We start from the raw sequence: 20,120 nt of genomic DNA, 5'->3' as shown, positions 1-20,120 counted from the left end.
CGGCGCAGGGACGGTGAGGCGCACGGTCTATCCCGCGCGGAGGGCGAGCGCCTTTTCCTCCAGCCGGATGCGGTGGGCGAGCAGCATCGCGTTGAGCACCGACCACACCAGCGCCACCCATGGCGCGCCGAGCAGCAGCGGCAGCAGCGCGATCTCCGCCACCACCACCGCGTAATTGGGATGCGGGAAAAAGCGGTAGGGACCGCGCCGCACCCGGGGGAAATGGGGCGCGGAAATGATGCGGGTCGTCCACCAGCGCCCGATGGAATGCAGGACCCAGTAGCGCGCCGCCTGGCTGAATGCGAAGAGCGCGGCGAGCGCGTAGGACGGTTCGGGCGCGGGCCGCGCGAAGAGCAGGATGGCAAGCAGCCACGAGCCGTGCAGCACGATGAACAGCGGGTAGTGGCCGGGGTAATGCTCGGTCCCGCCCTCGGCCAGCAGGCGGCGCGTATTGCGGCGGGCATAGGCGAGTTCGCCAAGGCGCGAGGCGACGACATAGGCGAGCACGGCCCATGCCCACGCTGGCCAGTCCCATGCCGGCCAGTCCCACGCTGGCCAGTCCCACGCCGGCGAGGCCGCCCATTGCGCCATCACAGATGCACCAGCGCGGCGGTGCCGGTAAAGCCGGGGCCGAGCGCGGTGACAAGCACCGGCTCTCCCCCCCGCGCGCGGCGGGACAGCAGGCGGTCGAGGATGAAGAGCACGGTCGGGCTGCTCATATTGCCATAATCGCGCAGCACGGCGGCAGTGGCGGGCAGGTCGCGCCCGAACATCGCGGCGAGCGCCTCCACCACGCGGCCGCCGCCGGGGTGGCACGCGGGTTCGGCAAGGTCTGCGCGGGAAAGCGATTGCGACGCCAGAAATGCGTCGCAGAACGGGGCGAAATCCTTTTCGACGAAGCGCGGAATATCGCGCGACAGCACGAGGTCGAAGCCGGTGTCGCCGATCTCCCACCCCATCATGGGGATCGTGTCGGGCCAGCAATGTTGCGCGAACGGGCCGAGCCGGTTGGGGCCGTCGCCCGGCGCAATGACGGCGGCGGCGCATCCGTCGGAAAACAGGGCGAGCGCGACGAGATCCTTCTTCTCCATCGAGGAATGGTCGTAGGCGAGGCTGCACAATTCGACGCAGACGAGGAGCAGCGCGCCCTCCCCCCGCCCCGCATCGGCGAGCGTCGCGGCCAGCGACAGGCCCAGCCCGCCGCCCGCGCAGCCCCAGCCGAATACCGGCACCGTGCGCGTGGTCGGCGCAAAACCCATGCGTTGCAGCGCGCGGCTCGGGATGGAGGGGGTGAGCGTGCCGGTCGTGCAGACGGTGACGATGGTGCCGATCTCCGCCGGCGCCAGGCCCGCGCGGTCGAGCGCGTCCTGCGCGGCCTGCTCCCACAATGCGGTGGCGACCCGTTCGAAGGTCGCCGCCCGTTCGCTCGCCCGCCGGGGGCGGAAGTAATAGCCGATGTCCTCTGCGATGTGCCGCTGCGCAATGCCGGTATTGGTGAGGATGGAGGCGAGGCGCGGCGGCGGTGCGTGGCCCAGCGCATCAGTCAGTATGGGTACGACGTCGCTCTGCGGCAGGATGTGCGGCGGCACGGCGGTGCCGATCGAAAGGATATGGGCCATGGTTCTCCCGACCCGGCCGGAGGGGCGGGCATGGTGACAACGCCGCGTGCCCCTCCCGCGTTCCGGGCGCGGGGGCGCCCTACTCCGGCGCGGCGGTGAGGTAGTCGACAAGCGCCTTCATCTTGCGCTGCCGCCATTGCGGGCGCGGCGCGACGAGCCAGTAGGTGGCGCGCGTCTCCTCCGGTTCGCCCACGGCGACGAGGCTGCCATCGCCCAGCGCGCTTTCAACGAGTTGCAGCGGCAGCAGGGCACGGCCCATCCCGCCCAGCGCGGCGGACAGCGCCTGTCCCGTGGCGCCGACCTGCAATCCCGGCTCCACCCCGTCGGGCGCGGGGTGGCCGGGCCATGCGATCCACGCATCGTCGGCGCCCGGCGCGGCAACCGCGATGCGGCGCCCCGGGGAGAGCGGCACCCCTTCGAGTTCGCCCGGCCCTTCGACGAGGCGCACCGCGAAATCGAGGTTGGCCTCGGTAAAATCGGTGTTCTGCCCGCCCGCCATGAGGAAGCGCGTCTCGGGATTTTCGGCGCGATAGGCGGCGAGTCGGCCGGCCAGCCACGCGCCGAAAAAATCGCGCGGCGCGGCAAAGGTGAAGAAATGGCTCGACTGGCCCGATTGCATCGCCTGCACCGATTCCTCGAAACGCAGGAACCCTTCGCGCAGGGGGTCGAGCCCGGCGCGCGCCTCGTCCGTGAGTTCGAGCCCCTTGGGCGTGCGGCGGAACAGGACGACGCCGAGCAGGTCTTCCAACGCGCGGATCTGTTGCCCCACCGCGGCCGGCGTCACGGCAAGCTCGTCCGCCGCGCGGGTAAAGGACAGGTGCCGCGCCGCCGCATCCAGCACGCGCAACCCGTTCAATGGCAGGTGAGTCCGTTTCAATATGCCCTCGTCTCGCGGCGCGTTCGTCTGCGCCGTCCTTAGGCGGCGGCGGGCCCGCGGCGCAAGGGGCGCCTGTATCCGGCCTCCCGCACCATGATCGTCAGCGGATCGCCGTCGGCGCGTCGAGCGGGAAGAACGGGATCGCCGCCTCGAACAGCGTGCCGTCGTCGCGGCGGAAGGTATAATGCCCCTCCATCGTGCCATGCGGCGTTTCGAGCGGGCATCCCGACACGTAATCATGCGTCTGGCCGGGGTCGAGAAACGGCTGTTCCCCGACGACGCCATCGCCATCGACGCGCGAGACCCGCCCGTTCGCATCGGTGATGCGCCAGTGCCGGGTCAGCAATTGCGCCGGTTCGTCGCCGTGGTTTTCGATGCGTACGTGATAGGACCAGAACCAGCGGCCCGCCGTCACCCGCGATTGTTCGGGCAGGAAATTGGCCGCGACCCGCACCGTGATGCCATGCGAATGGGCGACATGATTGAAGAACCGGTCCATCATATGCCTGCATGAATAGCCGAATTGTCGCCGCGACACAACGCCGGGGCACGATGCGGGGACGCCGCGGCGCGGCACGACAAGGCGCGCCGCAATCCGGCCGGTGTCAGTGCGCCGCCACCGCGTCGAGCGGACAGGTCAGGCGCCAGCACAATCCCTCCGGCGTGTAGTCGAGCACCGCTTCGCCGCCGAACGTCGCGGCGGGGACGTCGCGGATCACGGCGGAGCCGAAGCCCTTGAAATCCGGGGTCGTGACCGGCGGACCGCCCGCCTCGTTCCAGCGCATGGTGAAATTGCCGTCCTTCACCTCCCACGCGACGCGCACCTCGCCCGCCTCATCGGTCAGCGCCCCGTGTTTCAGCGCATTCGTGGCCAGCTCGTGCAGCGCAAGGCCAAGCGTTTCGGCACTGCGCGCACTCAGCAGCAGGTCCGGCCCGTCGCAGCGCAGGCGGTCCCCGACCCGGCCGCGAACGAAGCCCAGCTGCGCATCGACCAGCTCGCCGACCGGCACCTCGCCCCAGCGCCGGTCGATCAGCAGATCCTGATTGATGGTCAGCGCCTCGATCCGGCGGACGAAACGCTTGACGAAATCGTCATTCCCGGGGGCGGACCGGCGGGCGAGAACCTGGATCGTGGCCAGCGTGTTCTTGACCCTGTGGTTCACCTCGGTGAGCAGTTTTTCGATCGCGGCGGCCTGATCGCGCTGATTGGTGATGTCGGTATTGGTGCCGAACCAGCTCATCAGCCGGCCTTTCGCGTCATAGACCGGCTTCGCGCGCGACAGGAACCAGCGATATTCCCCGTCCGCGCCGCGCAGGGGGAACGTATCCTCCCAATAGGTGCCGGCCGCGATGGATGCGCGAAAATCCCGCGTGACCCGTTCGACATGGTCGGGATGGTGCACCGCGATCCAGCCCCAGCTAGCCATGTCCTCCTCGCTCGTGCCCGTATATTCGTACCAGCGCCGGTTGTACCAGTGGATGGCGCCATCCGGCTCCGCGATCCAGGCCAGCTGCGCGATATTGTCCGCCAGCATGTGAAAGCGCCGCTCGCTGCGCGCGAGCGCATCCTGCGCCGCATGCCAGGACCCGGAATCGCGGATGATCTTGCTCGCCCCGACGATCGTGCCACTGGCGTCACGGACGGGAGAGGTCGTGAGCGACACGTGCAGGGGCCGCCCGTCCTTCGCCAGCCGGATCGTCTGCAGCGAGGTCAGCGATTCGCCCGCGGTGAGGCGCGCGATGATGCCCGCCTCCTCCTCCATGCGGTCCTCGGGGATGAGCACGTCGATCGACTGCCCGATCATCTCCTCCGCGCGATAGCCGAACAGCCGTTCCGCCGCCCGGTTCCACGACAGCACCCGCCCGTCGAGCCGGCGCGAAATGATCGCATCGTCCGCCCCTTCGACGATGGCGGACAGGAGCGAATCGGCGGGAAGCCCGCCATCCGCATCCCATCGTTCGCCGTCGTGGAGCGATGCGGTCACAGACCGGCCCGGTCGAACGCCCGGTCGAGATCGGCGATGATGTCGTCTGCATCCTCGAGCCCGACATTGAAGCGGATCATGCCCTCGTCCACGCCCATCTCGGCGCGTGTCTCCGCACTCAGCCCCGCATGGGTGGTGGAGGCGGGATGGCACATCAGCGAGCGCGAATCGCCGATATTGTTCGATATGTCGATCAGCTCCAGCCCGTCGAGCACGGCATGCGCCTGCGCCCGCCCGCCGTCGAGCACGAAGGAGAAGATGCAGCCGGTCATGTCCATCTGCTCCATCGCGAGCGCGTGGCGCGGATGGCTGGCAAGACCGGGGTGCAGGATGCGGGGCACGCGGCTCTCGACGAATTCCCCGACGCGCAGCGCATTGGCGCATTGCTGCCGCGCGCGCAGTTCCAGCGTTTCGAGCCCCTTCATCACCACCCAGGCATTGAACGGCGACAGGTTCGGGCCGGTGTTGCGCTGAAACGGGAGGAGCGTTTCGTTGATGAATTCCTCGGTCCCGCAGACCGCGCCTGCGAGGACGCGGCCCTGCCCCTCCATCAGCTTCGTCGCGCTATAGGCGACGACGTCCGCGCCCCATTCGATGGGCCGCTGCATGATGGGCGTGCAGAACGCATTGTCGACGACGGTGGTGATGCCATGCGCCTTCGCAATGGCGCACACCGCGCGCAGGTCCACGATGTCGAGCGTGGGATTGGCCGGGGTTTCGAAGAAGAACACCTTCGTATTGGGGCGGATCGCGCGTTCCCATGCGTCATTGTCGGTGGAATCGATGGTCGTGCTCTCGATCCCGAAACGCGGGCACAGCGAATCGACCAGCCAGCGGCACGAGCCGAACGCCGCGCGGGCCGCGACGATGTGATCGCCCGCCGACAATTGCGAGAGCAGCGCCGCGGTCATCGCCGCCATGCCCGACGCCTGCGTACGGCAGGCCTCGGCCCCCTCCATCACCGCGATGCGTTCCTCCAGCATGGCGACCGTCGGGTTCTGCAACCGCGAATAGGTCATCCCCGCCGCCTCGCCCGCGAAACGGGCCGCAGGGGTCGCCGCATCGTCGTAGCTGTAGCCGGAGGTCAGGTACAACGCCTCCGACGTTTCGCCGTGTTCGGAGCGCGATGTACCCGCGCGCACGGCACGTGTTGCGGGTTTCCAGCTTTGCGTGATCGAGCGATCGGTGCCAGTGTGACGTTTCATAAGTTCGGGCCGGTAGCGGGCAGAAGGAGGCGATGCAACAAGCGCATTGCCGCGCGCCACATGCCCCTCTACCCATTCGGGCCATGAATCGTTCCCGCCCACGGGGTGAAAATCGCGACCCCATCGGCGCGGCCATCGCGATCACCGCCGTGTTCGGCGCGCTGGCCGCGTGGCAGGTCGCGCTTATCGCGGCGCCCATATTCGACGAGATTCATTATCTTCCCGCCGCGCGCGACTGGATCGCGGGCGACACGCTGCGCAATGCGGAACATCCGCTGCTGGGCAAGCAATTGCTCGCGCTTTTCATGGCCGCGTTCGGCGACGATGCGTTCGGCTGGCGGATCGGGTCGGTGCTGTTCGGGATGATCACGCTGTTTTCCGCGATGCGCGCGGTGTGGCACGTGTCGCACCGCGCATTCGCGACGCTGGCGACAGGCGTGCTCATCGCGACCGATTTTACCCTGCTGGTGCAGGCGCGGATCGCGATGCTCGACATCTACATGCTGGGGCTGGGCGCGGCGGGGGTGTGGGCGTGCGCGGCGGCGCTGGATTCCGGGCGCGTGGGGGCGGCGCGCGTGCGGCTTGCGGCAGGCGGGGTGTTGATGGGGCTGGCGGTGGCGGCGAAATGGAATGCGGCGCCGCTGCCCGCCTTTGCCGGGCTGGCCTTTGCGTGGGCGCGGTGGCGGGCCTTGCTGCGGGACAGGCGCGGGGCTTTGCGCGTTCTGACCGCGCGCGATGCAGGGCCGGTGCGCGGCGTGTCGTTGATCGAGGCGGGGTGGTGGCTCGGCGTGGTGCCGGTGGCGGTTTACCTGCTGCATTTCATGACGATTGCGCTGCTGTCCGATCCGCCGCCGCAATGGCACGATCCGGTGTCGTGGCAGGCGCATATGCTATCGCTGCAACAGGGGGTGACGACGCCGCACACCTATATGTCGCGGTGGTGGCAATGGGCGGCGAACACGCGGGCGATCTGGTATTTTTATGAGGTCTATGCAGGGGCGCAGCGCGGGATCCTGCTCGTCGGCAATCCGCTGACCATGCTCGCCGCGCTGCCGGCGCTGGGCTATGGGCTGTATTGCGGGGCGCGGCATGGGCGGCGCGACATGGCGCTGGCGAGCTGGGGGTGGATCGCGGCGATGGCGATGTGGATCGCGGCGCCAAAGCCCGTGCAGTTCTATTACCATTACCTGCTGCCGTCGCTGTTCGTGATGGCGGCGCTTGCGTTCATGCTCGACCGGGCGGTGTGGGAGACGCGGTTTCGCACATGGGCGATCCCGTTCCTCGCCGCGTCGGTGTCGCTGTTCATCTGGTTCCTGCCGGTGCTGACCGGACAGGCGCTCGCCGGGCGGGACAGCTTTCTCGACTATGCCTGGATCGAGGGGTGGCGGTAGCTCATTCGACGGGAATCGCGATGCGCACGACCAGCCCGTCCGCCTCCCAATCCTGTTTCATGGTGGCGTTGATATTGCTCAGCACGCCGAGCATGATGCGCGAGCCCGAACCCGACTGCCCCGGCGGATCGGCGTCGAGCGCCGGACCGCCGGTTTCGCGCCAGATCAGCACCAGCTTGCCATCCTCCTGCGTCCAGTCGACCGAAACCGCCCCGTCCGCCGTCGACAACGCCCCGTATTTCAGCGCATTGGTCGCCAGTTCGTGCAGAACGAGGCCGAGCGGCGTCACCTGTTTCTTGTCCAGTGTGACCGTGTCGCCGATCACCGCGATACGGTCCCGCGCGCCATCTTCGTAGGGCAGCAGGATCGCGTCGATCAGCTCGCGCAGGTCCGCCTCGTGCACATGACCGTCGGTGCGCGAGGATACCGAGTGCGCGCGCGACAGGGCGATCACACGCTCCGACAGCTTGTCCGCGAGATCGTACTTGTCCTCCGCCGATTTGACGGAGAGGCGGATCATCGCATTGATCACGCCGAACAGGTTGCGGCTGCGATGCTCCATCTCCTGATTGAGGCGGGTCGCGATCGCCATGCGGTCGCGCTCCTCCAGCAATTCGGTCACGTCCCATTGCGAGCCGTAGAAATGGGTCAGCTGCCCGTCCCTGTCGAAGATCGGCCCGATATGGAGCGAGTTCCAGAACGGCGTTCCATCCTTGCGGTAATTGCGCAGGATGGTGACGCGCACACGTTCGTCGTCGAGCCCGTCGCGCACGCGGGCGACGGTTTCGGGATCGGTATCCGGCCCCTGAAGAAAGCGGCAGTTCCGGTCGAGGACATCCTCCCGCTCATATCCGGTGAGATGCAGGAACGCCTGATTCGCGAAAACGATGGGCATGTCGGGCGCGCGGGCGTCCGAAATGCAGATCGCCATGCGCGTCTGTTCGGCGGCCTGCTGAAACATGCGGGCGAGATCGTTCGACATGGCATCGAAATCGGCGGCGCTGCTTCGTGCAGTCGAAGGCTCGAATTCCTGTCCGGCCTGACTGCCCCCGTCCTGATGTCGAATGTCCGCCAAATTCCGCCGCCAGCCCCGTTAATCCATGTTGCCAAAGGCTTAATACACGAAGGCGGAATTGTTTCCAGCAAGAACAAATCAAAAACGTCCCCAGACGAAGCGACTCGACAGCGCAAAGTTCCAGACCGAGCCGACGACGATCCCCGCCAGCGCCGCGGTGAGCCAGTGGAACCCCCGCCCGGCCATCGCCTCGGCGACGGCGACATTGGCGCCGGCCCCGATCGCGCATGTCCCGGCAAAACGCGCCCACCCCGCGAGCATCGCCCGAACGCCCGAAAGCCGTTGATCCGCGTAGGTCAGCGCGTTGTTGAGCACGAAATTGAAGGTCAGCGCCCCTGTGACGGCCGCGATCTGTCCGGTGAGGAAATCCGTGCCCGCGCCTTTGTGGAACAACCACAATATCGCCAGATGCACGGCCACCCCCACCGCGCCAATGGTCCCGAACAGGGCGAAGCGCGTCGGCAGCACCCTGCCGATCGTGCGGTCGTACACGCCGATGAGAAAATCGAACGCGATGGCCCGGTCGAGCTTCGATTCGCCGGCGGTCCGTGCCGCGAAGTCCATCGGGAATTCGCGCAGCCGCAACGGCGCAGGCGCGGTGGCGAGGATGTCGAGCAGGATCTTGAACCCGATGCCCGACAGGCGCGGGGCGAGCGTGCGCAGCAGGTCGGCGCGGATCATGAAGAACCCGCTCATCGGGTCGGTCGCCGCGATTCCGGTCATGGCGCGCGCGATGCGGTTGGCGATGTGGGAGCGGGCCTCCCGTTCGGGCGCGGCCCAGCCTTGCGTGCTCGCGCCCGGGGCGAACCGGCTGGCGATGCACAGGTCGAGGTCGCCGCCTTCCATCGCGCGCAGCATGGGGAGTAGCAACGCGGGGTCGTGCTGATGATCGGCGTCCATCACCGCGACATACGGCGCGGCGGTCGCCAGCATCCCCTCGATCGCGGCGCTGGCGAGACCGCGGCGGCCGATCCGCTGTATCACTCGGATGCGCATGTCCTCTCGGGCGAGCATCCGCGCGGCATCGGCGGTGCCGTCGCCGCTGTCGTCGTCGACCACGATCACCTCCCATCCCGCGGGGCCGAGCGCGTCGGCCAGCCGCGCAATGAACGAGGCGATATTCGCCGCCTCGTTCAGCGTGGGAAGAATGATCGCGAGGTCGAGCATGTTACCAGTCGTCGCCCCGCACCGCCGCCCCGCCGCCTGACGGGCGGCACGGGGCGGCGCCACCCCGCGCGCCTATCGGAACCGGTCGAAACGGCTCTTTAACCGGTCGAAAAATGGCAGATTGCCCGATTTGCACCATGGCGCGACGGGTGCGCTCATCAACAAGCCCATCGTTACGGCGGCATAGACGATCACGACGAACGCGCGCAGCAGGACATCCGGCGCGCCGATCGCCATATCGAACTTGAAAGCCAGCGAGCACAGGATTCCGACGCAAATTATCGCATAAATCAGGATCATAACGAGCCGCGCCAGATTCAGCCGCAGCCGGGTGACCGCGAGAATGCCGATGAAATTGGCCAGCAGATATGCGACCATAAAGGAATAGGTCTGCGGCGCGGACACCAGCATGCAAACCAGCGTGAACAGCACCGCCCCGATTTCGAGCGCCGCGAACGCGAACGGCCGACGGCGGTCGTACAGTCGTGGCATGCGGCGGGGCGGGGTCATCCAGGGGTCCTGTCATCGCGGCCTTTCGATTCCGTTCATCATGAATAAGCGGAACCACCCGGTCAGACGCCGCATCCGCGACCAAGCCCCCTTTCAACGCAGGACGCCGTAAAAACGTTGCCATATGTTAAATCCGCATGCGGACCCGTCGCCGCCTGCGCCCGGTTGCCAGGTCAAAGCCGCGCGATCACCGCATCGCCGATTTCCGCCGTGGTGGCCGTCCCGCCGAGATCGCGGCCCAGCACGCCATCGGACAATGTCGCGGCGACGGCGCGCTCGACCCGCTCCGCCTGCGCCGCCTCACCCAGCGAATGGCGCAGCAGATCCGCCGCCGACAAAATCGTGGCCAGCGGATTGGCGATGCCCTGCCCGGCGATGTCGGGCGCGCTGCCGTGGATGGGTTCGTAAAGGCCGAAGGTGCCGTGCTGCGTCCGCCGCTCACCCAGAGAGGCCGAGGCGAGAAGCCCGATGGAGCCGACGCACATCGACGCCTGATCCGACAATATGTCGCCGAACAGATTGCCGGTCACGATCACGTCGAACTGCCCCGGATTGCGCACCAACTGCATCGCGGCATTGTCGACATACATGTGGGTGAGTTCGACATCGGCGTAATCGCGCGCAACCTCGATCACCACGTCGCGCCACAGCTGGCTGGTTTCCAGCACGTTGGCCTTGTCCACGCTGCACAATTTGCCGCGACGCTTGCGCGCGGCCTCGAACCCGGTGACGGCGATGCGGCGCACCTCGCCTTCGTCGTAGGACATGATGTCATACCCCTCGCGAAGGCCCGCGTCGGTCGTGCGCATGCCTTTCTCGCCGAAATACACATCGCCGTTCAATTCGCGCACGATGAGCAGGTCGATGGCCGAGGCGATCTCGGGTTTCAGCCCGCTGGCATCCTCCATGCCGGGAAACATCTTTGCCGGGCGCAGATTGGCGAACAGGCCGAGTTCGCGGCGCAGGCCCAGCACCGCCTGTTCCGGCCGCAGATGCCGGTCCAGCGTGTCGCAGGACGGGTCGCCGACCGCGCCGAACAGCACGGCATCCGCCTCCCGCGCGGCGACCAGCGTTTCGTCCGGCAGGGGATGCCCGTGCAGCCGGTAGGCCGCGCCGCCGACGTCGCCGGTGATGAGCGAGAGCGGCAGCGGCAGTTCCTTGAGCACGCGCACCGCCTGCTCCGTCACCTCCGACCCGATGCCGTCGCCTGCGAAAACCGCTATCTTCATGATTCCCCCGTGATCCGTGTGAGCCGCGCCATCAGCAGCGTGCGCGCCGCCATAACATCGCCGCGCCGCTCCGCAAGCAGGCGCGTGGCAATCGTGCGGCCCTGCGCCTCCAGCGCGGCGAGCGTCGCGTCCCAATCCCGTCCATCGGTGTCCCCTGCCCCGCCATAACCCATTTCGCGCAGGAGCAGCGTTTCGTAGCGCAGCAGCGCCACCGCCCAGCCGCGCGCCGAGGGCGCATGGCAGATCGCGTCGAGCAGCGGGCCGAGCGCATCGTGCACCGCCGGGTAGGGATGGCGTTCGGGCAGGCAGCTCGCGGTGAGCGCCGTCGCCCATTGTATCGCCGCGGCGGGCAGCGGCTCCGTCATCCAGGGCGCCCGGCTTTGCAGCAGTTCCAGCTTCATGAAAGGCAGCTGGCTCGCCGCGCGGGCCGCGATGTCGGCCGCAACGGCATTGCCGGGGATGAGCACGGGACGCAGCACCCGCCCCTCCCCCCGCGACATAGCCGGCGACGAGGCCATGGTCGCGCGTCAGCACGCGGGCGATGGCCGCGGTTTCGCCGTGCGGGCGCGAGGCGCAGAGGATGGCGGCGGCGCGAAGATGCATGGCCGGGGGGATGGAACGGATCGGCGCGCGCGGCAAGTCCGGCGCGGCGGGTCAACACATGTTTATATCGTCAGAAGCGATTGAACACGGGCGGAATTACCGCGCAACCTTTACCCCTGCCGACAGTTGGGTGCGGGTAAGGTTAACGCAAGCGAGAAGGCTGCACCCCATCATGAAAGATTTCGAACTGTCCGAAGGTGGCGCCAACCATCAGAAGCCGAAGGGCAAGGACGACGTCATGACGACGGCGCAGGGCGCCCCCATCGCCGATGATCAGAACTGGCTCACCGCCGGGCCGCGCGGTCCGCAATTGCTGGAGGATCAGATCGCGCGCGAGAAGATCTTTCACTTCGACCATGAACGTATTCCCGAACGCGTGGTCCATGCCCGCGGCTATGGCGTGCATGGCGAGTTCGAACTGACCGATCCGATCCCTGAATTCACCCGCGCCGGCGTGCTGTCGGGTGAAAAGGGGAAGAAGACGCCCGTATTCACCCGCTTCTCGACCGTGGCGGGGAACAAGGGTTCGCCCGATCTCGCCCGCGACGTGCGCGGTTTCGCGGTGAAATTCTACACCGACGAAGGCAACTGGGATCTCGTCGGCAACAATATCCCGGTGTTCTTCATTCAGGACGCGATCAAGTTTCCCGACCTCATCCACTCGGTAAAACCCGCACCCGACCGCGGCTTTCCCCAGGCGCAGAGCGCGCATGATAATTTCTGGGACTTTGCATCGCTGTCGCCCGAATCCATGCACATGGTCATGTGGCAGATGTCGGACCGCACCATTCCGCGCTCGCTCCGCTTCATGGAAGGGTTCGGAGTCCACACCTTCCGCCTCGTCAATGCAGACGGCAAATCGCATTTCGTGAAGTTCCACTGGAAGCCGAAGCAGGGGATGCAGTCGGTCATCTGGAACGAGGCGTTGAAGATCAACGGGGCCGATCCCGATTTCCATCGCCGCGACATGTGGAACGCGATCGACGCGGGCGATTATCCGCAATGGGATCTCGGCGTGCAGATTTTCGACGAGGAATTCGCCGAGAATTTCGAATTCGACGTGCTGGACGCGACGAAGCTCATCCCGGAGGAGCAGGTGCCCGTCCGCATCATCGGCACGATGACGCTGAACAACAATGTCGACAATTTCTTTGCCGAGACCGAGCAGGTCGCGTTCTGCACCTCCAACCTGGTGCCGGGCATCGACCATTCGGACGATCCGCTGCTCCAGGGGCGCAATTTCAGCTATCTCGACACGCAGCTGAAGCGGCTTGGCGGGCCGAATTTCACCCATATCCCGATCAACGCGCCCAAATGCCCCGTCCGCCATTTTCAGCAGGACGGCCACATGGCGATGCACAACCCCAAGGGCCGCGCCAATTACGAGCCCAACAGCTGGGGCGACGGCACGGGCGAGGAACGCGGCCCGCGCGCCGATCCGACCATCGGTTTCACCAGCTACGAAGCGCCGGTGACGGGCCCCAAGGTGCGCGTGCGCAGCGAAACCTTCGCCGACCATTATAGCCAGGCGCGGCAATTCTACATCTCGCAAACGGAGATCGAGCAGGGGCACATTGCCAATGCGCTGACCTTCGAATTGTCGAAGGTGGAACGCATGGACATTCGCAAGCGGATGATCGGGCACCTGCGCCATATCGACAGCGGCCTTGCGCAGGCGGTGTGCGACGGCATCGGCCTTCCCGAATTGCCCGAAAAGGTGCCCTTGGCGCGCGAGCCGATCACCGATCTGCCGCCGTCCGACGCGCTCTCCATCCTCAAGAACGGGCCGAAGAGCTTCAAGGGGCGCAAGCTCGGCATCTATGTCGCCAAGGGCGGCGATGCGGCCATTGTCGAGGCGCTCAAGACCGCGGCGATGGACGCCGGCGCCATGGTCGAGATCATCGCCCCGCATATCGCCGGGGCCGAACTGTCCGACGGCAAGATGATCGAGGCGTCGGATAAGATCGATGGCGGGCCGTCGGTCGTCTATGACGCGGTGGCATTGGTGATGGGCGAGGATGCGGCAAAGAATTACGCCGATGACAAGCCCAGCATCGATTTCGTGAACGACGCCTTCGCCCACGCGAAATTCATCGCCTACGTGCCCGAAACCATGGCCTTGCTCAAGGGTGCGGGCGTTGCCGAAAAGATTGATGACGGTTTCGTCAAGATCACGGGCGCCGGCGATGCCAAGGGCTTTATCGAGGCATGCGGCAAGCTGCGCTATTGGGACCGGATGGCGGTCAAGCAGGACTGATCCTCATACACCGAAAACGCGAAACGGCGGGCGGGAGAGATCCCGTCCGCCGTTTTCGTTTCGGCCCGATGGTTCCGGCGCGTCAGGCGATCACGGGCGCGGCCTTCTCCTCCGCGACCAGCGCGTTTTCCGCCCGGCCCATCGTCCAGTTGCGATCCATGCGGACCGAGGGATTGGGCGCGCACCAGATCTCGCCGGTCGCGTCGATCGCCGTGACCCAGATCAGGTTATGTTCCTGTCCATAGTCGATCATGCCGATGGCATAACCATGCCCCTTGCCGAGCACGTGGACCGGAATGGTCGGGTTAAGTTGCGTAAACATCGGGATTTTTTCCTCGCCATGGGGGCAAGGATCAACCGCCGGACGCGTGGCCCGGTTCCCGTGTCGGTCCGATGACGGATGCGATTGCGAGGGACCTGTACCCCGCGTGCAGGAACAGGCCCGTATGCCGGATCAGCGCGCCAGAACCGGCGGGCTGGCGTCAGAGTCCGGTATAATCGTCGGGCTGTTTGGGGGTGGCGTCGCTTTCCGCGGTATCGTCGCCCTGCCCGGCGTGTTTCGCCTCCAGCCTGGCGATGCGGGCGGCGAGCGCGTCATTCTGCGTGCGGGCAGCGGCGGCCATCTGCTTCACCGCCTCGAACTCCTCGCGGCTGACGAAGTCGAGCCCGCCCATCGCCTCTTTCAAACGTTCGCGCGCGGCCTCCGACGCTTCGCGCCCCATGCCGGCAAAGGTGCCGGCCGCGGCGGTGATCATGCGGGTGAGGTCGGAGATCCGGGGGTTGTCGCTTTGCATGAGGCGAATGTGGTCCTTTTCCGCGTTCAGTTCAACTGCCAGATTTGCAGGTTCAGGATTGCCGCGAACGACACCCAGGCGAGATAGGGCACGAGCAGCGCGGCGGCGAGCCGGCTGACCTTTGCAAAAATCGCCATCGTCGTGATGATCAGCACCAGCATGAGCAGGATCCAGAAGAACGCCAGCCCGATGAGATGCGCGCCGAAAAAGATCGGCGACCAGGCCAGATTCACCGCAAGCTGAATGAGGAACACCGCGACCGCGGAGCCTTTATACGCGCGCCGGTCGCTCGCCACCACCAGCGCGAGGGCAAACCCCATCAGCGCATAAAGGATCGTCCACACCGCGCCGAACAGCCAGCCGGGCGGATAGATGTCCGGCTTTACCAGCGAAGCGAACCAGGGATCGCTCTCCCCCGACCCCGAAAGCTGCCCGACGACCAGCCCCGCGGCGACCACCGCCGGCACGAGCAGCAGCGCCCACCAGAGAAGCGATTTCTGCCGATGGGCAGGAACATGCTCCGGTTTCGCCTCCGCCGCATCCGTCGTGACGGGGGTGGCCGTTTCCGCGCCCTCCCCGCCATGATGAACCCCGTCGCCATCGCGGCCGTCATGGTCCCCGACGCGCGCCGATACCGGCGTGGTCGGGGCGCTTTCGCGGGGGGCGTGGGGATCGTCGGGGCGTTGGTTCGGGTCTGTCATGGCATCAAAACGCAGGCGCAGGCCGCTCCGTTCCCTCAGCGCTCTGCCCAGATCAGGAATTCGACATTCCCCTCCGGCCCGGTGATCGGGCTTTGCGTCAGGCCGCGCACGCTCCAGCCGATGCCGGTGAGCCATTCGCGCACCTCCTGCGTGACGCGGTCGTGCAGGGCGGGATCGCGCACCACCCCGCCCTTGCCGACCTCGCCGCGGCCCACTTCGAACTGCGGCTTGATCAGCGCGACGAGCGTCGCGTGTGGTGCGGCGAGCGCGAGTGGCACCTCCAGCACCTTGGCCAGGCCGATGAAGCTCGCATCGCACACGACCCAGTTGCAGCCTTGCGTGATATGATCCGGCGTAAGGATGCGCGCGCTGGTCTGTTCCAACACGGTGACGCGCTCGTCCTGCCGCAATTTCCATGCGAGCTGATTCGTGCCCGAATCGACCGCGAACACATGCGCGGCGCCATTTTGAAGCAGCACGTCGGTGAACCCGCCGGTGGAGCTGCCGATGTCCATGGCAACGGCCCCTGTGGGATCGAGCGCGAAGGTTTCGAGCGCGTGGGCAAGCTTGATCCCCCCGCGCGACACCCAGGGATGGTCCCGCCCGCGCACGTCGAGCGCGGCATCGGCGCGGATCTGCTGTCCCGGCTTCGCGATCTTCGTCTCGCCCGCAAACACCAGCCCCGCCATCACGAGCGCCTGCGCCCGCGTGCGGCTTTCGGCGAGGCCGCGATCGACCAGCAATTGATCGACGCGGGTTTTGGCGGGCTTTGCAGGTGCGGGCATGATGCGTGGCTATCCGAAATGTTCGACGCGCGAAATCGCGGGGGCGGACCGGTTCGACGTTTGCCGCTTGTGCCGGGCGCGTCCTCTTCGCATAAGCGCGCCATGACGCCAAGCCATGACGATACGCCCGAAATGCACACCCGCCGGAAACAGGCCGCGCGCGCCATGCGCCGATGCTGGACCATGACGGGGGCGGCGGTGCTGCTCACCGGGCTGGGGCTGGCCGCCTGCGCGCCGACGGTGCGCGAACCGGCCCCGACGACGCCGGCGCCCGCACCATCGCCCGTTCCCGCCCCGCTGCCGCCGGTCGCGGTGCCGGACGACTGGCGCGATGCGCCGATCTCGGCGGGCGAGTGGACCTATCGCGCCGATGCCAATGCGACCCGCGCGCTGTTCGGGTCCGACGTGGCGGATTTCGTGATGGCGTGCGAGCCGGGCAACCGGCAGATCAAGCTATGGCGCATGACCCCCGATGCGCGGGCGACGACCATGACGATCACCACCACCTCGCAGACGAAGATGCTCACCGCGCAGCCTGCGGCGAATGGGCAGGTGGTGGCGACGCTGGCGCCGCACGATCCGATCATCGACGCGATGATCTTTTCGCGCGGGCGTTTTGCGGTCGCGGCGCCGGGGACACGCACGCTCTATATGCCGACATGGGCCGAAATCGCCCGCGTTGCCGAGGATTGCCGGTAAAGCCAGCGATTCGCCGGGGATAAGCATCCGGCGCGTGTCGCGGCCCGGTGGCGGGCGATGGGCGGCATGGGTCGGGGAGGCGCAAATTCGGGCGTCGCATGGGCCGTCGCCGCACGCGAAGGCTCCGATAATGACAGCGAAATTTTCGATTTCAAGTCTTGCCTGAATGCCGCGGCGGACGCAGATTGCGGCGCAGGAAAGGGGCACTGCGCACCGCATGCCCCGGACCGGCCGTCCGCAAGGCAACGCGGGACCTTGCGCCGCACGGCAACCCTGAATCCCGTCGCGAAAGGAGGTGATCCGATGTCTCATGGTCCAGCACAGAGGTCGGAAAATGTCCGGGGAGCATTATCGCCGAACGTCTGAGGCGATAAAGGCACCCAAGGGCGGCACTTCCATTCGCTGACCATGCGAAAGCCCGAAGCGGGGATACCTGCTTCGGGCTTTCTCTGTATCCGGCACCACGAAAAAGGCCGGGATCGTGCGACCCCGGCCCCCGTGTGGCGTATCAATAAACGCGCTTTTTCGGTTCGATATATTTGATGTCGTCGGTGAGCGTGAAATCATGCACCGGGCGATAGTCGATCTTGACCCCGCCGCCCTTGCCGCCCCAGCCGTCGAACCACGCCGCGGTGTGCTTCATCCAGTTGGCATCGTCGCGATCGGGATAATCCTCGTGCGCATGGGCGCCGCGGCTTTCCTTGCGATTGGCGGCGGAATGCATCGTGACGGCGGCCTGCCCGATGAGATTGTCGAGCTCCAGCGTCTCGATCAGGTCGCTGTTCCAGATGAGCGAACGGTCGGTGACGTGGATGTCCTCCATCCGGCGATAGACCTGCTCCAGCTTGGCCTTGCCTTCCTGCATCAGCTCGTCCGTGCGGAACACGGCGGCGTGGCCCGACATGGTGCGCTGCATCTCGCCGCGGATCTGCGCCGTGGGCGAGCCGCCCTTCGCATGGCGGAAATGGTCCAGCCGCGAGAGCGCGAAATCGGCGCTGTCAGACGGCAGGCCGTCATGCGACGTTCCGGGCTTCACCAGCTCCTTCAACCGGTGGCCCGTCGCGCTGCCGAACACCACGAGATCGATCAGCGAGTTGGAGCCGAGCCGGTTCGCCCCGTGGACGGACACGCAGGCCGCCTCGCCCACCGCGAACAGGCCGGGGACCACGGTTTCGGGGTCGCCGTCCGGGCCGATGGTCATCACCTCGCCGTGATAGTTCGTGGGGATGCCGCCCATGTTGTAATGGACGGTCGGCACCACCGGCAAAGGCTGCCGCGTGAGGTCGACGCCGGCAAAGATCTTGCCGCTCTCGGTAATGCCGGGAAGCCGTTCGGCCAGCACCTTGGGATCGATGTGATCGAGGTGCAGGAAGATATGGTCGCTTTCCGCGCCGACGCCGCGCCCTTCGCGGATTTCGAGCGCCATGGAGCGCGACACCACGTCGCGGCTGGCCAGATCCTTGGCCGAGGGGGCGTAGCGTTCCATGAACCGCTCACCCTCGGAATTGGTGAGGTAACCGCCCTCGCCGCGCGCGCCCTCGGTGATGAGCACGCCCGCGCCGTAGATGCCGGTCGGGTGGAACTGCACGAATTCCATGTCCTGAAGCGGGAGGCCGGCGCGCAGCACCATGGCATTGCCGTCGCCGGTGCAGGTGTGCGCCGACGTGGCGGTGAAATAGGACCGGCCATAGCCGCCCGTCGCCAGCACGACCGCATGGCCGCGGAACCGGTGGATCGAGCCATCGTCCATGCACATGGCGATGACGCCCTTGCACTGGCCATTGACCATGATGAGGTCGATCGCGAAATATTCGATGAAGAAGTCCGCGTCATATTTCAGCGATTGCTGATAAAGGGCGTGGAGCATCGCGTGGCCGGTGCGGTCGGCGGCGGCGCAGGTACGCTGCACCGGGGGGCCTTCGCCCATGTTCTGCATGTGGCCGCCGAAGGGACGCTGATAAATGGTGCCTTCGGGATTGCGCGAAAACGGCACGCCGGCGTGTTCGAGTTCGTACACCGCCTGCGGTGCCTCGCGCACGAGATATTCGATCGCGTCCTGGTCGCCGAGCCAGTCGGACCCCTTCACCGTGTCGTACATGTGCCACGACCAGTGATCGGGCGTGTTATTGCCGAGCGATGCGGCGATGCCGCCCTGTGCCGCGACGGTGTGCGAACGGGTCGGAAACACCTTGGTGATGCAGGCGGTCTTCAGGCCCGCTTCCGCGCTGCCCATGGTGGCGCGCAGGCCGGAACCGCCCGCACCCACGACGATCGTGTCGTAGGTGTGGTCGATGATCTGATAGGCGGGCTGAGTCGAAGCGTCGGCCATCTTATGCGCCTCCCAGCGCGATGCGGATCACGGACACGATGCCGAACACACCGCCCGCGACAAAGAACAGGTTCAACAGCACGATGGCGGCGAAACGGTTCGCGCCATGCACGTAATCCTCGATCATGACCTGCATGCCGAGCCGCGCGTGCCAGAAGGTGGAGAGGATGAGCAGGACCATCGCCGTCGCCGCAAGCGGGCTGGACAGCCACGAGGCCATCGTCAGATAGCCGTAATCCGGCAGCGTCAGCAGGCTGAACACCAGCCAGAGCACGAGCACGAGATTGCCGATAGCGGTAAAGCGTTGCAGCAGCCAGTGGTGCGCGCCTTCGTGCGCGGAGCCGAGCCCGCGAACGCGGCCGATCCTGGTTCCGTTACCCATGGTTCGTATCCCCTTTCGTCAGGCCAGCAGCACCACCGCCCAGAAGGCGACGGTGAGAAGAATGCCGATCAGGATGGAAATCGTGGACCAGCGATTGTTGCGATCGACTTCGTAGCCCGCACCCACGTCGAGGACGAGGTGGCGGATGCCCGAAGCCATGTGGTTGAAGAACGACCAGGAAATGCCGATCAGCACGATGATCCCGATCCAGCTTCCCATGACGGCGGCGAAATCGGCATAGGCGTCCGGCCCGGCGGCAATCGCGCCGACCATCCACAACAGGATGAGCAGGCCGACCGTTGCCATCGCATTGCCCGACACGCGGTGCAGGATGGACACGGCCATCGCCGGTCCCCATTTCCAGATCGAGAGATGCGGCGAAAGCGGACGCGGTTTCGCCAGGCGGTTTCCGCCCCTTGCATCGGCCATAGGTTCTTCCCCTGCGCTTGCCATGGCCGCGCGAGGCACGCGCGGCCATATTTGGTGTTGCGACCGCGAATGGCACCATGGCG

20 protein-coding genes and 1 pseudogene are annotated in these 20,120 nt (G+C 66.5%); 3 read left to right on the top strand and 18 right to left on the bottom strand.

What is annotated here, in order from left to right; all coding sequences use genetic code 11:
- Positions 1–27: 27 nt before the first annotated feature.
- From JD971_RS11740 to JD971_RS11715, 6 genes are all read right to left on the bottom strand, one after another.
- Positions 28–591: an isoprenylcysteine carboxyl methyltransferase family protein gene (locus JD971_RS11740; RefSeq protein WP_202083606.1), complete on the bottom strand. Its 564-nt coding sequence runs from the start codon at positions 589–591 to the stop codon at positions 28–30.
- A complete protein-coding gene (locus JD971_RS11735) occupies positions 591–1,619 on the bottom strand; it encodes a type III polyketide synthase (protein WP_202083604.1) in 1,029 nt (342 codons plus the stop codon). The genes JD971_RS11740 and JD971_RS11735 overlap by 1 nt, the downstream gene beginning before the upstream one ends.
- A gap of 79 nt (positions 1,620–1,698) precedes the next feature.
- Positions 1,699–2,496, bottom strand: coding sequence for a LysR family transcriptional regulator (locus tag JD971_RS11730; RefSeq protein ID WP_202083602.1), 798 nt, complete (start codon positions 2,494–2,496; stop codon positions 1,699–1,701).
- Between the two features lie 100 nt (positions 2,497–2,596).
- Positions 2,597–2,995 carry a Co2+/Mg2+ efflux protein ApaG gene (gene apaG, locus JD971_RS11725; protein WP_202087618.1) on the bottom strand — a complete coding sequence of 133 codons (399 nt, stop codon included), beginning with the start codon at positions 2,993–2,995 and terminating at the stop codon, positions 2,597–2,599.
- 106 nt (positions 2,996–3,101) lie between these two features.
- Positions 3,102–4,481, bottom strand: coding sequence for a sensor histidine kinase (locus JD971_RS11720; RefSeq protein WP_236672071.1), 1,380 nt, complete (start codon positions 4,479–4,481; stop codon positions 3,102–3,104).
- Entirely contained in the window at positions 4,478–5,686 is a 1,209-nt protein-coding gene (locus JD971_RS11715; RefSeq protein ID WP_202083600.1) for a PLP-dependent aspartate aminotransferase family protein, read from the bottom strand. The genes JD971_RS11720 and JD971_RS11715 overlap by 4 nt, the downstream gene beginning before the upstream one ends.
- An 83-nt stretch (positions 5,687–5,769) precedes the next feature.
- Between JD971_RS11715 and JD971_RS11710 the strand changes: the two genes are divergently transcribed.
- Entirely contained in the window at positions 5,770–7,077 is a 1,308-nt protein-coding gene (locus JD971_RS11710) for a phospholipid carrier-dependent glycosyltransferase (protein ID WP_202083598.1), read from the top strand.
- Position 7,078: 1 nt separating this feature from the next.
- Here the strand turns inward: JD971_RS11710 and JD971_RS11705 are convergent, their stop codons facing one another.
- The 5 genes and pseudogenes from JD971_RS11705 to JD971_RS11685 form a co-directional block, all read right to left on the bottom strand.
- Positions 7,079–8,152: a PAS domain-containing protein gene (locus JD971_RS11705; RefSeq protein WP_202083596.1), complete on the bottom strand. Its 1,074-nt coding sequence runs from the start codon at positions 8,150–8,152 to the stop codon at positions 7,079–7,081.
- Between the two features lie 78 nt (positions 8,153–8,230).
- The gene (locus tag JD971_RS11700) at positions 8,231–9,319 is read right to left on the bottom strand and encodes a glycosyltransferase family 2 protein (RefSeq protein ID WP_202087614.1); all 1,089 of its coding nucleotides are present in this window, start codon (positions 9,317–9,319) and stop codon (positions 8,231–8,233) included.
- Positions 9,320–9,391: 72 nt separating this feature from the next.
- Positions 9,392–9,829 carry a hypothetical protein gene (locus JD971_RS11695; RefSeq protein WP_202083594.1) on the bottom strand — a complete coding sequence of 146 codons (438 nt, stop codon included), beginning with the start codon at positions 9,827–9,829 and terminating at the stop codon, positions 9,392–9,394.
- Positions 9,830–10,002: 173 nt separating this feature from the next.
- Entirely contained in the window at positions 10,003–11,058 is a 1,056-nt protein-coding gene (leuB, locus tag JD971_RS11690; RefSeq protein ID WP_202083592.1) for a 3-isopropylmalate dehydrogenase, read from the bottom strand.
- Positions 11,055–11,661 (bottom strand): annotated as a pseudogene (locus JD971_RS11685) (DNA repair protein RecO). The gene leuB and the pseudogene JD971_RS11685 overlap by 4 nt, the downstream one beginning before the upstream one ends.
- A gap of 172 nt (positions 11,662–11,833) precedes the next feature.
- Between JD971_RS11685 and JD971_RS11680 the strand changes: the two are divergent.
- Complete coding sequence (locus JD971_RS11680; protein WP_202083590.1) at positions 11,834–13,918, top strand: catalase; 2,085 nt, start codon at positions 11,834–11,836, stop codon at positions 13,916–13,918.
- Positions 13,919–14,000: 82 nt separating this feature from the next.
- On the opposite strand, the gene JD971_RS11675 is transcribed toward JD971_RS11680, so the two are convergent.
- The 4 genes from JD971_RS11675 to JD971_RS11660 form a co-directional block, all read right to left on the bottom strand.
- Positions 14,001–14,240 carry a hypothetical protein gene (locus JD971_RS11675; protein WP_202083588.1) on the bottom strand — a complete coding sequence of 80 codons (240 nt, stop codon included), beginning with the start codon at positions 14,238–14,240 and terminating at the stop codon, positions 14,001–14,003.
- Between the two features lie 160 nt (positions 14,241–14,400).
- Positions 14,401–14,712, bottom strand: a complete 312-nt coding sequence (locus JD971_RS11670) for an accessory factor UbiK family protein (protein WP_202083585.1) — start codon at positions 14,710–14,712, stop codon at positions 14,401–14,403.
- A 26-nt stretch (positions 14,713–14,738) separates the two neighbouring features.
- Positions 14,739–15,413: a TspO/MBR family protein gene (locus JD971_RS11665; RefSeq protein WP_202083581.1), complete on the bottom strand. Its 675-nt coding sequence runs from the start codon at positions 15,411–15,413 to the stop codon at positions 14,739–14,741.
- A gap of 35 nt (positions 15,414–15,448) precedes the next feature.
- Positions 15,449–16,198: a TlyA family RNA methyltransferase gene (locus JD971_RS11660; RefSeq protein ID WP_202083579.1), complete on the bottom strand. Its 750-nt coding sequence runs from the start codon at positions 16,196–16,198 to the stop codon at positions 15,449–15,451.
- A gap of 102 nt (positions 16,199–16,300) precedes the next feature.
- On the opposite strand from JD971_RS11660, the gene JD971_RS11655 reads away from it, so the two are divergent.
- Positions 16,301–16,897, top strand: a complete 597-nt coding sequence (locus tag JD971_RS11655; protein WP_202083577.1) for a hypothetical protein — start codon at positions 16,301–16,303, stop codon at positions 16,895–16,897.
- Between the two features lie 508 nt (positions 16,898–17,405).
- On the opposite strand, the gene sdhA is transcribed toward JD971_RS11655, so the two are convergent.
- From sdhA to sdhC, 3 genes are read right to left on the bottom strand one after another with little or no spacing between them, the layout of a single operon-like run.
- Positions 17,406–19,226: a succinate dehydrogenase flavoprotein subunit gene (sdhA, locus tag JD971_RS11650; protein WP_202083576.1), complete on the bottom strand. Its 1,821-nt coding sequence runs from the start codon at positions 19,224–19,226 to the stop codon at positions 17,406–17,408.
- Position 19,227: 1 nt separating this feature from the next.
- A complete protein-coding gene (gene sdhD / locus JD971_RS11645) occupies positions 19,228–19,608 on the bottom strand; it encodes a succinate dehydrogenase, hydrophobic membrane anchor protein (RefSeq protein ID WP_202083575.1) in 381 nt (126 codons plus the stop codon).
- Positions 19,609–19,626: 18 nt separating this feature from the next.
- Positions 19,627–20,037, bottom strand: coding sequence for a succinate dehydrogenase, cytochrome b556 subunit (gene sdhC / locus JD971_RS11640; protein WP_202083574.1), 411 nt, complete (start codon positions 20,035–20,037; stop codon positions 19,627–19,629).
- Positions 20,038–20,120: the final 83 nt, after the last annotated feature.

It is taken from the genome of Croceicoccus sp. YJ47 (assembly GCF_016745095.1).
Taxonomy (GTDB): domain Bacteria; phylum Pseudomonadota; class Alphaproteobacteria; order Sphingomonadales; family Sphingomonadaceae; genus Croceicoccus.
Note: the sequence above shows the minus strand (reverse complement) of the source record. Positions and strands in the feature narration are given on the sequence as shown.

What these genes read in the sequence shown, in the direction of transcription:
- JD971_RS11740 (WP_202083606.1), bottom strand. Translation starts at nt 591, where the DNA reads ATGGCGCAATGGGCGGCCTCGCCGGCGTGGGACTGGCCAGCGTGGGAC.
- JD971_RS11735 (WP_202083604.1), bottom strand. Translation starts at nt 1,619, where the DNA reads ATGGCCCATATCCTTTCGATCGGCACCGCCGTGCCGCCGCACATCCTG.
- apaG (WP_202087618.1), bottom strand. Translation starts at nt 2,995, where the DNA reads ATGGACCGGTTCTTCAATCATGTCGCCCATTCGCATGGCATCACGGTG.
- JD971_RS11715 (WP_202083600.1), bottom strand. Translation starts at nt 5,686, where the DNA reads ATGAAACGTCACACTGGCACCGATCGCTCGATCACGCAAAGCTGGAAA.
- JD971_RS11710 (WP_202083598.1), top strand. Translation starts at nt 5,770, where the DNA reads ATGAATCGTTCCCGCCCACGGGGTGAAAATCGCGACCCCATCGGCGCG.
- JD971_RS11700 (WP_202087614.1), bottom strand. Translation starts at nt 9,319, where the DNA reads ATGCTCGACCTCGCGATCATTCTTCCCACGCTGAACGAGGCGGCGAAT.
- JD971_RS11695 (WP_202083594.1), bottom strand. Translation starts at nt 9,829, where the DNA reads ATGACCCCGCCCCGCCGCATGCCACGACTGTACGACCGCCGTCGGCCG.
- leuB (WP_202083592.1), bottom strand. Translation starts at nt 11,058, where the DNA reads ATGAAGATAGCGGTTTTCGCAGGCGACGGCATCGGGTCGGAGGTGACG.
- JD971_RS11680 (WP_202083590.1), top strand. Translation starts at nt 11,834, where the DNA reads ATGAAAGATTTCGAACTGTCCGAAGGTGGCGCCAACCATCAGAAGCCG.
- JD971_RS11675 (WP_202083588.1), bottom strand. Translation starts at nt 14,240, where the DNA reads ATGTTTACGCAACTTAACCCGACCATTCCGGTCCACGTGCTCGGCAAG.
- JD971_RS11670 (WP_202083585.1), bottom strand. Translation starts at nt 14,712, where the DNA reads ATGCAAAGCGACAACCCCCGGATCTCCGACCTCACCCGCATGATCACC.
- JD971_RS11665 (WP_202083581.1), bottom strand. Translation starts at nt 15,413, where the DNA reads ATGACAGACCCGAACCAACGCCCCGACGATCCCCACGCCCCCCGCGAA.
- JD971_RS11660 (WP_202083579.1), bottom strand. Translation starts at nt 16,198, where the DNA reads ATGCCCGCACCTGCAAAGCCCGCCAAAACCCGCGTCGATCAATTGCTG.
- JD971_RS11655 (WP_202083577.1), top strand. Translation starts at nt 16,301, where the DNA reads ATGACGCCAAGCCATGACGATACGCCCGAAATGCACACCCGCCGGAAA.
- sdhA (WP_202083576.1), bottom strand. Translation starts at nt 19,226, where the DNA reads ATGGCCGACGCTTCGACTCAGCCCGCCTATCAGATCATCGACCACACC.
- sdhD (WP_202083575.1), bottom strand. Translation starts at nt 19,608, where the DNA reads ATGGGTAACGGAACCAGGATCGGCCGCGTTCGCGGGCTCGGCTCCGCG.
- sdhC (WP_202083574.1), bottom strand. Translation starts at nt 20,037, where the DNA reads ATGGCCGATGCAAGGGGCGGAAACCGCCTGGCGAAACCGCGTCCGCTT.